Source organism: Shinella sp. SUS2 (assembly GCF_001262505.1).
In the GTDB taxonomy this organism is placed as follows: domain Bacteria; phylum Pseudomonadota; class Alphaproteobacteria; order Rhizobiales; family Rhizobiaceae; genus Shinella.
The window spans coordinates 176,235-188,822 of the sequence record NZ_KQ410731.1 but is presented as its reverse complement, the minus strand read 5'-3'; the positions used below and the strand labels follow the sequence as shown (position 1 = coordinate 188,822).

Genomic DNA, 12,588 nt, shown 5'->3' with positions numbered 1-12,588 from the left:
TTGTGCAGCGCAAAAAGACAATCGGCAAACACCTTGGGCGGCGATAGGCCCCGCCGCTGGGCAGCATTGCATTTTGCGCACTGTACATTTCGCTCAATGCCCAGTAGAGAGCGCGTTGACACGCCCGTCGCATACGAGCGCAGAGTGCGACGCCAGATCGTCGCGGAACCCGAATTCCGAAAGACCCTACATGACGAGTTTTGAAAGCCTCGCTCCGGCGATGGCAAAGGCGTTGGAAAAACGCGGCTACACCACCTTGACGCCGGTGCAGATCGCCGTCTCCGACCCCAAGATCGGCGATTCCGATGCGCTGGTCTCCGCCCAGACCGGCTCCGGCAAGACCGTCGCCTTCGGCCTCGCGCTCGCCCCGACGCTGCTTGAGGGCGAAGAACGCTTCGCCCGCGCCGAGAGCCCGCTTGCCCTCGTCATCGCGCCGACGCGCGAGCTTGCCATGCAGGTCAAGCGCGAGCTGGAATGGCTCTACGAGATGACCGGTGCCGTCATTGCCTCCTGCGTCGGCGGCATGGACGTGCGCAACGAGCGGCGCGCGCTGGAGCGCGGCGCCCATATCATCGTCGGCACGCCGGGACGCCTGCGCGACCACATCACCCGCGGCAACCTCGATCTCTCCGCCATCCGCGCAGTCGTGCTCGACGAAGCCGACGAGATGCTCGACCTCGGTTTCCGCGAAGACCTCGAATTCATCCTCGAAGCCGCGCCGGAAGACCGCCGCACGCTGATGTTCTCGGCCACCGTGCCGAAGGAGATCGCCGCGCTCGCCAAGAACTACCAGCGCGACGCGCTCCGCATCTCGACTGCGTCCGAGCGGGAGCAGCATGTCGATATCGACTATCGCGCCCTGCTAGCCGTGCCCGCCGACCGCGAGAACGCCATCATCAACGTTCTGCGCTACTACGATGCGCAGAACGCCATCGTCTTCTGTTCGACGCGCGCAGCGGTGAACCACCTGACCGCCCGCTTCAACAATCGCGGCTTCTCGGTCGTGGCACTCTCCGGCGAACTCAGCCAGAACGAGCGCACCCACGCGCTGCAGGCCATGCGCGATGGCCGCGCCCGCGTCTGCATCGCCACCGACGTCGCCGCCCGTGGCATCGACCTGCCCAATCTGGAGCTCGTCGTGCATGCCGACCTGCCGACCAACCCGGAAACGCTGCTGCACCGCTCGGGCCGCACCGGCCGTGCCGGCCGCAAGGGCGTCAGCGCGCTCATCGTGCCGCTCAGCGCCCGCCGCAAGGCCGAGCGCCTGCTGCAGGCCGCCAACCTCAAGGCGAACTGGGCGACCCCGCCGTCCGCCGAGGACATCCTGCGCCGCGACGACGAGCGTCTGCTCGCCGACCCCATGCTGACCGACACGATCGGAGAAGACGAGATCGAGACGATCGACGCGCTCGCCGCACGCTTCGATGCCCGCCAGCTGGCCGCCGCCGTCGCCCGTTTCTTCAAGGCTGGCCGCTCGGCGCCGGAAGACCTGGTCGAGGTCTCGCTCGAACAGCGCAAGCCGCGCGAGCGCGGCAACGACTTCATTCCCGCCGAAACCAAGCGCCCGCGCGACGGTTTCGGGGCAAGCGTCTGGATCTCCGTGTCGGTCGGCCGCAAGCAGCGCGCCGAACCGCGCTGGCTGATCCCGATGCTCTGCCGCAACGGCAGCATCACCAAGAACGAGATCGGCGCGATCAAGATGCAGCCGGAAGAGACCTATATCGAGCTCTCCGCCGCGGCCGCCGACGGCTTCCTCGGCCATCTCGGCCCGGGCAGCATGCTGGAGCGCGGCATCCGCGTTACCGTGCTGGAAGGCCAGCCCGACCTGACGCCGCAGCCCTATACGCGTGCGCCCGGCGAGAAGACGCAGCGCTACGACAAGCCGGAACGCCGCGCCGACTGGAAGCCGAAGGGCGAATTCGAGAAGAAGCCGCGTTTCGAGAAGAAGCGCGATTTCGACAAGCCGGAAGGTGCCGCCGCCAAGCCGCACTGGAAGGACCGCGAAGACGGCGGCAAGAAGCCCGCCAAGCCCTTCGCCGGTGCCAAGCCCTTCAAGGGCAAGCGCGACGAAAAATTCGCCAAGCCCGACGGCGCGCCGCGTAAGCCGAAGGGCAAGAAGCCGGATCGCTTTTAAACAATGACACCTGACCGGCGCGGAACCATCCGGTCCGCGCCGCGTTACCCCCGCGCTTTTGCGAGGGGGTTTTCATGGCAGGAAACGACGCGCAGACGGCGGCGGACAAAGACGAACTCAACCGGTTCGTGACCGGCCTCGGCCGCGGTGTCGCCGGCGCCCTGTTCCTGGCGCTGCCCATGCTGATGACCATGGAAATGTGGCATCTCGGCTTCTCCATGGCGCGCGAGCGCCTGTTCCTGCTGCTCCTCCTCGACATTCCCCTGTTGATCCTGCTCGCCCATCGCATCGGTTTCGAGGAGACATTTGGCTGGCGCGAGGCAATCCGTGACGCGGCGATCGCCTATGGCATCGGCATCCTGACCAGCTTGGTAGTGCTGACGGCGCTCGGCCTGCTGCGTGGCGGCATGCCGGCGAGCGAACTTTCCGGCAAGGTCGCCCTGCAATCCGTCCCCGCCAGCATCGGCGCCATGCTCGGCCGCAGCCAGCTCGGCCATGATGACGATGACACCGGAACGAAGGAGACGAGTTATGCCGGCGAGCTGCTGCTGATGGCGGCCGGGGCCCTCTTTCTCTCGCTCAACATCGCGCCGACCGACGAGATGATGGTGCTCGCCTACAAGATGACCGTCTGGCATGCCCTTGCCGTCGCCCTCATCTCCATCGCCCTCATGCACGGCTTCGTCTATGCGGTGTCCTTCACCGGCGGGCACGAGCTTTCCCCGCAGACGCCCTGGTGGCACGCCTTCGTGCGCTTCACCCTGCCCGGCTATGTCATCGCGCTGGTGATCAGCATCTTCGCCCTGTGGATCTTCGAGCGCCTTGGCGGCAGTGCGCCGGTCGAGGTCACATTGTCCGTCATCGTGCTCGGTTTTCCCGCAGCGCTTGGCGCCGCAGCCGCGCGATTGATCCTGTGAGGCAGCCATGACCCGATCCGAACGGGGCCGCCATCGCGAACGCCACGATCCGCACTGGATCGAATGGCTGACCGGCCTGGTCTCCGCGCTCCTCGTCGCCGGCATGCTCGGCTGGATCGGCTGGGAGGCTTTCACGCGGGAGGCGACGCCACCGGACCTTTCCGTCACGGTGCTGACGACGGAGAAGACCGGCGCCGGACAGCGCGTCACCTTCGACATCGCCAATTCCGGAACCACCACCGCGGCAGCCGTCACCGTCATCGGGCGGCTGATGGAAGGCGAAAAGATCGTCGAGGAGAGCCACGTTGTCTTCGACTATGTCGCCGCAGAATCGAAGTCGACAGGCGCCATCCTGTTTGCGGGAGAACCGGCCGGACGGCGGGTGGATATCCGTGCCGCGGGCTACACCGGTCCATAGCGGCCAACGGCTTGAAAAAGCGGAACCAAATACGCATCTGCGGATTGAACAAAAGACAAGTATCCGTGTCCGCATCGAAATGGGCATTCCAGACCCCGCAAGGCTTCACCATGGCATGGCCCATTCTCATCCTGCTGACCACCCAGGTCCTCCTCCCGGCCTTCTTCTTCTCCTGGCTCTTTCTGCCCCGCCCCATCGACCGGCTCGGCTGGCTGACACGCGTCGCCTACGGGGCGGCCTACTTCGCCTTCATCGCCGTCATCGGGCGCTGGGATTTCCTCGGCGCCGCCCTTGCAATGCTCCTGCCGGCGGCGTTCGTCGTGGCCACCGCCCTCTCCTATCTGCGCGTTCGCGGCCGGCCCTGGAATGCATCACCCTCGCTCTTGCGCGCGCATGGCTTCACCGCAGCCATGGCCGTGTTCTTCCTGGCGCTGACGGCACGGGCCCTTTCCGGCTACGGCTACAAGGAGACGGCCGTGGAGCTCGCCTTCCCGTTCGCCGCCGGCACCTACTATGTCGGCCAGGGCGGCGGCACGACCTCGATCAACTATCACCATGCCAGCCAGAGCCAGCGCTTCGCGCTCGACATCGTCGCGCTTAACGGTTTCGGCATGCGCGCGAATGGGCTGATGCCGAAGGACCTTGCGGACTACGAGATCTATGACCGGGAGGTGAAGAGCCCCTGCAACGGCGTCGCCATCGCCACCCACGACGGTGTCGAGGACAACCGCATCTCCGAGAGCAATACCGAGGCGCCGGCGGGCAACCACATCATCCTCGCCTGCGGCTCGGCGCGCATCCTGCTTGCCCATTTCCGCAAGGGTTCGGTCGCCGTCGCCGATGGCGCGGTCGTCACGAAGGGCGAAACGCTCGGCCGGGTCGGCAATTCCGGCAATTCATCCGAGCCGCACCTGCACATGCATGCCTATCTCGGCGGCACGCGGGACTACAACGAAGGCCAGGGCGTGCCCATGACCTTCGACGGCCGCTTCCTCGTGCGCGGCTCGATCGTCACGGCGCCTTGACCCGCTCGAGCCAGCCGTCCTCGTCGATGACCTCGACGTTGAACTCCCGTGCCTTGTCAAGCTTGGAGCCGGCGCCCGGCCCGGCGACCACGAGATCCGTCTTCTTGGAGACAGAACCCGCCACCTTGGCGCCCAGCCGCTCGGCCATCGCCTTGGCCTCGTCGCGCGTCATCTTCTCCAGCGATCCCGTGAACACCACCGTCTTGCCGGCGACCGGGCTCGCAGTCGCCACCACCGCTTCGGCGGCCTGCGGCTCCACCTCCTTGCGCAGGGCAGCGATGACCTGAAGGTTGCGCGGTTCCTTGTAGAACTCCACGAGAGCCCGGGCGACGACCTCGCCGATCCCGTCGATGCTGTTCAGTTCGGTCCACGCGTCGCCCGAAAACGACGACGCCGCGATCAGCGCCTCCTCGAAGGCCGCGTAGGTGCCATAGGCACGCGCCAGCAGCTTGGCATTGCCTTCCCCCACATGGCGGATACCGAGCGCGTAGATGAAACGGTTGAGCGCGATGGAGCGCCGCGCATCGATGGCATCATAGAGCTTGCGAACGCTCACCTTGCCGAAACCGTCAATATTCTCGAGTTTCGTCAGCTCGGATTCGTCCTGCCGCTTCCGGAGCGTGAAGATGTCAGGCGCGGTGCGGATGCTGAGACTGTCGTCCTGCGCGGTGAAGAAGAAGTCGATCTGCTTGGTTCCGAGGCCTTCGATGTCGAAGGCGTTGCGCGAGACGAAATGCTTGAGATGCTCCACCGCCTGCGCGGGGCAGACGAACCCACCCGTGCACCGTGTCACCGAATCGAGGCGGCCGGTCTTTTCGTTGCGCTCGCGGACGGCATGGCTGCGGCAGGACGGGCATTCCGTCGGAAATTCGTATGGTTGCGATTCCGGTTTGCGTTTCTCCAGCACGACGTCAAGCACCTGCGGAATGACATCGCCCGCGCGCTGCACGATAACGGTGTCGCCGATGCGAATGTCATGGCCCTCCGGCCGGATGCGGTCGCCGCTGTTGCCGATGCCCGCGATGTAGTCGGCATTGTGCAAGGTTGCATTGGTGACGACCACGCCGCCAACGGTAACGGGTGCAAGGCGGGCGACGGGCGTCAGCGCCCCGGTCCGACCCACCTGGATGTCGATATCCTCGACGGTGGTGAAGGCTTGCTCGGCCGGGAACTTGTGCGCCGTCGCCCAGCGCGGCGAGCGAGAGCGGAAACCGAGGCGTTCCTGCAATGCCAGCTCGTCCACCTTGTAGACGACGCCGTCGATGTCATAGTCGAGATCCGGGCGGTCGAGGCCGATCTCGCGGTAATGCGCGATGATGTCATCGACGCGGGAAAGCCGCTTGGTCATCGGATTGACCGGGAAGCCCCAGGCCTTCAGCACCTCGATCATGCCATATTGCGTATCGGCCGGCATGGCCGACATCTCGCCCCAGGCATAGGCGAAGAAACGCAGCTTTCGGCTCGCCGTCACCGTCGCGTCGAGCTGGCGCAGCGAGCCCGCCGCCGTGTTGCGCGGATTGACATAGGTCTGCTTGCCCTCCGCCGCCATCTTCTCGTTGAGCGCCAGAAAGTCGCTCTTGGCCATATAGACCTCGCCGCGCACCTCAACGACATCAGGCGCACCGGCCGGCAGGCGGTTCGGGATCTCGCCGATGGTCATGACATTGGCGGTGACGTTCTCGCCCGTCGTGCCGTCGCCGCGCGTCGCCGCACTGACCAGCCGGCCGTTCTCGTAGCGGATCGACATCGAAAGGCCGTCGATCTTCGGCTCGGCTGTAAACGCGATCGAATCGTCCGGCAGACGGCCGAGGAAGCGGTAGACGGAGGCGACGAAGTCCCGGACGTCCTCGTCGGAGAACGTATTGTCGAGCGAGAGCATCGGGCGCGAATGGGTGATCGGCGCGAAGGTCGGCAGTGGAGCCGAGCCGATGCGGCGCGATGGGCTGTCGTCGCGCACCAGCGCCGGAAACCGCGCCTCGATCGCCTCGTTGCGCCGCTTCAGGGCGTCATAGTCGGCATCCGAAATTTCCGGCGCGTCCTGACCGTGGTACAGGTCGTCGTTGCGCGCGATTTCGGCCGCCAAAAAGGCGAGTTCTGCCGCAGCCTCTTCTTCACTGAGATTCTCGACGGGGGTTTTCACGTTCGCCATGGCCTGCTCCGGGATTCTGCCACCGTTCTAGAGGAAATGAGGTGAAAGAAAAGATGGGAGCACGATGAGGGGCCGTCGCCGGCTATACCCCACCCGAAAGCAACCGCGCCGCCGCCGCCCTCGCCTCGTCGGTCACCGAAGCGCCGGCGAGCATGCGGGCGATTTCTTCCGTGCGCGCGCCATCGTCCATGCGGGCGACGCGGGTGGCGACGGTCTCGCTGCCTTCGACTGGTCCCTTGGAGATGAGAAGGTGCGTCGCCGCACGGGCCGCGACCTGCGGGGCGTGGGTGACGGAGAGCACCTGCACGGTGGAGGACAGCCGCTTCAGCCGCTGGCCGATGGCATCGGCCACCGCACCGCCGACGCCGGTGTCGATTTCGTCGAAGACGAGGGTCGGCGCGGAGCCGCGGTCGGCGAGCGCCACCTTCAGCGCCAGCAGGAAACGCGAGAGTTCCCCGCCGGAGGCGACCTTCATGATCGGACCGGGACGCGTTCCGGGATTGGTCTGGACGTGGAATTCGACCGTGTCGATCCCCTCTTCCGCGCCACCCTCCAGGTCGGTGGTGATCTCGACGGTGAAGCGCGCGCGCTCCAGCTTCAGCGCCGGCAGCTCCGCCATGACGGCGGCGGCAAGCGCCTCGGCCGCATGGTGGCGCTTGTCGGAGAGCGAACGGGCGGCCTGGTCGAATGCGGCACGCGTCTCGGCAAGATGCGCCTGAAGCCGCACCAGCTTCTCCTCGCCGGCATCGAGATCGGCAAGATCGGCGATCATCTTGGCGGCAAGGGCCGGAAGGCCGGTGACGGGCACGGAGTATTTGCGGGCGGCCGCGCGCAGGGCGAAGAGGCGCTCTTCCGTGCGCTCCAGCTCCTTCGGATCGTATTCGGTCTTGCGCAGCGCCACCTCGACGGCCATCTGTGCGTCGGAAAGCTGGTTCAATGCCTGGTCGAGCAGCTCGACCGTCTCCTCCAGCAGGCCCGGCGCCTCGTGGCTCTTGCGCTCAAGACGGCGCACAAGCGCGGCGATGAGGGGCACGGGCGAGGCATTGCCATTCAGGAATTCGCTCGCCTCGTTGATGTCACCGGCGATACGCTCGGCCTTCATCATGCGGGCGCGGACTTCCGCCAGCGCATCCTCCTCGCCATCGCGCGGCGAGAGGACTTCCAGCTCCTCGACGGAGGAACGCAGGTAATCGGCCTCGCGGGCAGCCGCTTCCACCTTGTCACGGTGACGGCGCAGCGTGCGTTCGGCTTCCTTCCACTGGTGATAGAGCGTGCCGACATCGCCTGCCGCCTCGCCGAGACCGCCGAAGGCATCGAGCAGCAGACGGTGCGCATCGGTATCGACAAGCGCACGATCGTCATGCTGGCCATGAATTTCGACGAGGCGCTGGCCGACCTGCCGCATCAGCTGCACGGAGACCGGCTGATCGTTGACGAAGGCCTTGGTGCGCCCGTCGGCGGATTGCTGGCGCCGGAAGATGAGATCGCCATCGTCGTCGATGCCATTGTCGCGCAGGAGCGTCCGGGCGGCGTGACCATGCGGCACGTCGAAGACCGCCGTCACCTGACCGCGATCCACGCCATGGCGCACCAGCGAGCCGTCACCCCGCCCGCCGAGCGCGAGCGACAGACTGTCGAGAAGAATGGATTTTCCGGCGCCCGTCTCGCCCGTCAGCACGGAAAGGCCCGGCTCGAAAGCAAGGTCGAGCCTTTCGATCAGGACGATATCGCGGATCGAAAGCTGCGCCAGCATGGCCCTGCCATATCTCTTGCTTAGACGCCGAGCAGCTTCTTGCCTGCACGAGAAATCCAGGACCCGCTGTTTTCACGCGGTTCGAGGCCCTTCGACTGCAGGAGCTTGTAGCTGTCGGAATACCACTGGCTGTCGGGATAGTTATGGCCGAGCACCGCCGCCGCCGTCTGCGCTTCCGTATCCACGCCCATGGCGTAATAGGTCTCGACGAGACGGGCGAGCGCTTCCTCGATCTGGTTGGTCATCGGATACTTTTCGACGACGACGCGGAAGCGGCTGGCTGCCGCGATATATTCCTTGCGCTCGAGATAATAGCGGCCGACCTGCATTTCCTTGCCGGCGAGCTGGTCACGGGCAAACCGCATCTTGGTCTGCGCGTCCTCGACATATTCCGAATCGGGGTAGTTCTCGACAACGGCCTGCATGGCTTCCAGCGTCTGCGCGGAGGCGCGCTGGTCCTGCGTCACGCTCGGGATCTGCTTCCAATAGGCAAGGCCGACGATGTACTGCGCATAGGCCGCGTCTTCCGAACCCGGATAGAGGTTGAGATAGCGCTTGCCGGCGGTGATCGCCTCCTCGTTGCGGCCCTGGCGGTAATTGGTGAAGGCCGACATGACGAGCGCCTTGCGCGCTTCCTCGGAGAAGGGATGCTGGCGATCGACGGCCTCGAACTTGCGGCTCGCCTCTCCCACCTTGCCGGCGTTCAGGTTGGCAAGGCCCTGGTTGTAGAGCTTGTCGGCAGGCTCAGTCTCGCCGGCCAGCTTGGTGATGTCGATATCGGGATCCGACTGGCACGCGGAAAGAACGACAGGCGAAGCCGCCGCAAAAAGCGTAAGATAGACAATGCGCGCCGTCTTCTTCACACCAACAGACCCTGCAACAACCATGTGACAATCCCAGTTCAACGGACGCGATGCGGTAACCCGCCCCGCGCGCCCCGCGTTGTATCTCCAAATACGTGAAGACCGCAACGCCATGCCGATGCATTAACGCATTTTTGTGGCAAGGCTGTCTGGAAAGCAGCGGCCGGAAAAATTCCCCTCAAAGGGACCAGGGCGCAAATTCCGGCGCGTTGACCGCGATCAGCTCGCGCTGCCCCGGCCGCGAGCGCGGCGCGGCGGCTTCGACGACCTCATAGGCCGTACGGTCGCTGAGCAGCGCCTTCAGGGCATGGGCGTTCATCTTGTGGCCGCCGCGATAGGAGCGGTAGCAGCCGATGAACTGTGCGCCGGCAAGCGCAAGGTCACCCACGGCGTCGAGCGTCTTGTGGCGCACGAACTCGTCCTTGGCGTACCGCAGGCCCTCGACATTGATCACGGTGTTGTCATCGGAAATGACGACGGAGTTTTCCAGCGACGAGCCGAGCGCAAAGCCGGCGGCCCAGAGCTTTTCCACGTCGCGCATGAAACCGAAGGTGCGGGCGCGCGACAGTTCGTTGCGGAACGCTGTCGGCGTAAGGTCGCCCTTCCAGGACTGGCGGCCGATCAACGGGCAGTCGAAATCGATCTCGACTTCGAATCGCGTGCCGTCATAGGGCGAGAACTCGGCCCAGGACGCGCCTGCCTCGACACGCACCGGCTTGACGATGCGGATATAGCGGCGCTTGACGGCAAGCGGGATGAGGCCGACCTGATCGATCGCATCGATGAACGGCGCAGAGCTGCCGTCCATGATCGGCATTTCGGCGCCGGTGACTTCGATCAGCACGTTGTCGAGGCCAAGCGCGTACAGCGCAGCCATGACGTGCTCCACGGTGGCGATCATGGTGGCCGGCGAAAAGCCGAGGACCGTGCAGAGGTCCGTGTTGCCGACCTGTGCGGAGACCGCGCGGTATTCGCTGACGGTGCCGTCGTCGTGCAGGCGCTGGAAGACGATGCCGCTGTCGGCTTCGGCAGGATTGAAGGTGATCGAAACGGCCGCGCCGGAATGGACGCCCGTGCCCGAAATGGTCACCGGGTTCGCAATCGTCGTCTGGAAACCGAGCATACCGATCGTCATGTGCATTCGCCTCGTCTTACTGTCGGCTCATTCCTCGCCGACATTCTGTCTTTCACGGGCTCGCGGAAGCCCCGGTCTTTCATTGGCCCAAGGAAACCCTTGGCCGGGCGCGCTGCGCCCACCGACAAGTCCGCCTCAACGTCTGGAGTGATTTGATGCTCTCCGGCGTGATGCCGGCATCCGATCCCTGACTGGCCCCTGTGCCTAGCCTGAATGTAGTAGGTCCCTCAGGGCTACACAAATCACTGTTTCTTTCGCTTTGTAACGCTTTATCTCGGCGGCAAGCTCTTGAAATCAGAGGCGAATCAAAAATGCCCGGACCAGGGTCCGGGCATTCTGAAAAACGATCTCCGGGAAGACCTCAGTTCGACTGGCGGCGCAGGAAGGCCGGGATTTCGAGCTGGTCGTCCTCACCGAGCGAACGCGGCTGCGGATTGGCGCGGCCATGGTCGTCGAGCTGGCCGCGGCGCGGAGCGTAGAGGCTGGCTTCAGCCGACAGCGGGCGGCGCTGCTGCTGGGCCTGCGGTGCCGGCTCCTGGGCGACCTGCGGCTCCTCGTGACGGCCGAGCGAGGACGTCAGGCGCTTCAGGAGACCCATCGGGCCGCGTTCTTCGCTGTGCGAGGCGACCGGCTGCTGGGCAGCGCGATGGTCGATCTCGGCCTGCACGACCGGCGGGAAGTCCTCGATCTTCGGCATGCGCATCGTCTGCGGCTCCTGCCGGATGATCGGAGCGGACGGTTCGACGCGCTGCTGCATGACCGGAGCCTGGTGCATCGGCTGCTGCTGGACCGGACGCTGCGCCGGCATTTCGGCCGGAGCGGCGAAGAGACGGTTCTGCAGGCGCGGCTCTTCCTGGATGGAAGCGACCGGCTGCTGCACCGGAGCCGGACGATTCACCGGAATGGCCAGTTCCCGCTCGAGGCTCTCCTCCGAGGCACGGATGGCTTCGGCGATCGGATCGATGAGCGGCTGCTGGGCAACCGGCTGCTGCATGACGGGCTGCTGCATGACCGGCTGCGGCTGGGGCGCGACGGCCTGGAACTGCGGCTGGACCGGAACGGCGGCGGAGGGACGAACTACCGGCTTGCTGAGGCTGCGAAAGTCAGCATTACGTGCAGCCACCTCCGAGGCCGCGCGGTCGATACCGGTTGCAACAACGGAAACGCGGATCAGGCCTTCGAGCTCTTCATCGAAGGTAGCGCCGAGTATGATGTTTGCGTCCGGATCGACTTCCTCGCGGATGCGGGTTGCGGCTTCGTCGACTTCGAAGAGGGTGAGGTCACGGCCACCCGTGATGGAGATGAGCAGGCCCTGTGCGCCCTTCATCGAGGTTTCGTCGAGCAGCGGGTTGGCGATCGCGGCTTCGGCAGCGGCCATTGCGCGGCCTTCGCCCGAAGCTTCGCCCGTGCCCATCATGGCGCGGCCCATCTCGCGCATCACCGAACGGACGTCGGCGAAGTCGAGGTTGATGAGGCCTTCCTTGACCATCAGGTCGGTGATGCAGGCGACGCCCGAATAGAGCACCTGGTCGGCCATCGCGAAGGCGTCGGCGAAGGTGGTCTTGTCGTTGGCGATGCGGAAGAGGTTCTGGTTCGGGATGACGATCAGGGTGTCGACCGACTTCTGCAGTTCCTGGATGCCTTCTTCGGCGAGGCGCATGCGGCGGCCGCCTTCGAAGTGGAACGGCTTGGTGACGACGCCGACCGTCAGGATGCCCTTGTTGCGGGCAGCCTGGGCGACGACCGGAGCCGCACCCGTGCCGGTGCCGCCGCCCATGCCGGCGGTGACGAAGCACATGTGGGTGCCGTTGAGGTGGTCGATGATCTCGTCGATGCACTCTTCGGCGGCGGCGCGGCCGACTTCCGGCTGCGAGCCGGCGCCAAGACCTTCGGTGACGGCGACACCCATCTGGATGATCCGCGTCGCCTTGGTCATGGTCAGCGCCTGGGCGTCGGTGTTGGCGACGACGAAGTCGACGCCTTCCAGGCCCGCGGTGATCATGTTGTTGACAGCATTGCCACCGCCCCCGCCGACACCGAAGACGGTGATGCGGGGCTTCAGCTCGGTGATGTCCGGCTTCTGGAGCTTGATAGTCATTGCAGTGTTCCTTTCGTTTCCGGCCGCTTCGCCCAGCCGGTCTATTCCCAAAACTCAAATCTCGGTCTTTCCCGGCACTACGCCGCCGGAAAACCC

At 65.4% G+C, this 12,588-nt stretch carries 9 protein-coding genes; 4 read left to right on the top strand and 5 right to left on the bottom strand.

What is annotated here, in order from left to right; all coding sequences use genetic code 11:
• Positions 1-190 precede the first annotated feature (190 nt).
• The 4 genes from AKG11_RS15725 (at position 191) to AKG11_RS15710 (ending at position 4,494) form a co-directional block, all read left to right on the top strand.
• On the top strand, positions 191-2,134 hold the full coding sequence (locus AKG11_RS15725; RefSeq protein WP_050744545.1) for a DEAD/DEAH box helicase: 1,944 nt from the start codon (positions 191-193) through the stop codon (positions 2,132-2,134).
• 74 nt (positions 2,135-2,208) lie between these two features.
• A complete protein-coding gene (locus AKG11_RS15720; protein ID WP_050744544.1) occupies positions 2,209-3,051 on the top strand; it encodes a TIGR02587 family membrane protein in 843 nt (280 codons plus the stop codon).
• 7 nt (positions 3,052-3,058) lie between these two features.
• Positions 3,059-3,469: a TIGR02588 family protein gene (locus AKG11_RS15715; protein ID WP_050744543.1), complete on the top strand. Its 411-nt coding sequence runs from the start codon at positions 3,059-3,061 to the stop codon at positions 3,467-3,469.
• A 65-nt stretch (positions 3,470-3,534) separates the two neighbouring features.
• Entirely contained in the window at positions 3,535-4,494 is a 960-nt protein-coding gene (locus AKG11_RS15710; protein ID WP_156334104.1) for a M23 family metallopeptidase, read from the top strand.
• Here AKG11_RS15710 and ligA read toward each other — a convergent pair.
• The 5 genes from ligA to ftsZ all read right to left on the bottom strand — a co-directional run bounded on the left by ligA (position 4,481) and on the right by ftsZ (position 12,492).
• The gene (gene ligA / locus AKG11_RS15705) at positions 4,481-6,643 is read right to left on the bottom strand and encodes an NAD-dependent DNA ligase LigA (RefSeq protein WP_050744541.1); all 2,163 of its coding nucleotides are present in this window, start codon (positions 6,641-6,643) and stop codon (positions 4,481-4,483) included. The two genes, AKG11_RS15710 and ligA, sit on opposite strands and share 14 nt — an antisense overlap.
• A gap of 82 nt (positions 6,644-6,725) precedes the next feature.
• Positions 6,726-8,396 carry a DNA repair protein RecN gene (gene recN / locus AKG11_RS15700; protein WP_050744540.1) on the bottom strand — a complete coding sequence of 557 codons (1,671 nt, stop codon included), beginning with the start codon at positions 8,394-8,396 and terminating at the stop codon, positions 6,726-6,728.
• Positions 8,397-8,416: 20 nt separating this feature from the next.
• Entirely contained in the window at positions 8,417-9,283 is an 867-nt protein-coding gene (locus AKG11_RS15695; protein WP_023513535.1) for an outer membrane protein assembly factor BamD, read from the bottom strand.
• Positions 9,284-9,437: 154 nt separating this feature from the next.
• Positions 9,438-10,394 carry a UDP-3-O-acyl-N-acetylglucosamine deacetylase gene (lpxC, locus tag AKG11_RS15690; protein WP_050744603.1) on the bottom strand — a complete coding sequence of 319 codons (957 nt, stop codon included), beginning with the start codon at positions 10,392-10,394 and terminating at the stop codon, positions 9,438-9,440.
• 361 nt (positions 10,395-10,755) lie between these two features.
• A complete protein-coding gene (ftsZ, locus tag AKG11_RS15685) occupies positions 10,756-12,492 on the bottom strand; it encodes a cell division protein FtsZ (RefSeq protein ID WP_050744539.1) in 1,737 nt (578 codons plus the stop codon).
• Positions 12,493-12,588: the final 96 nt, after the last annotated feature.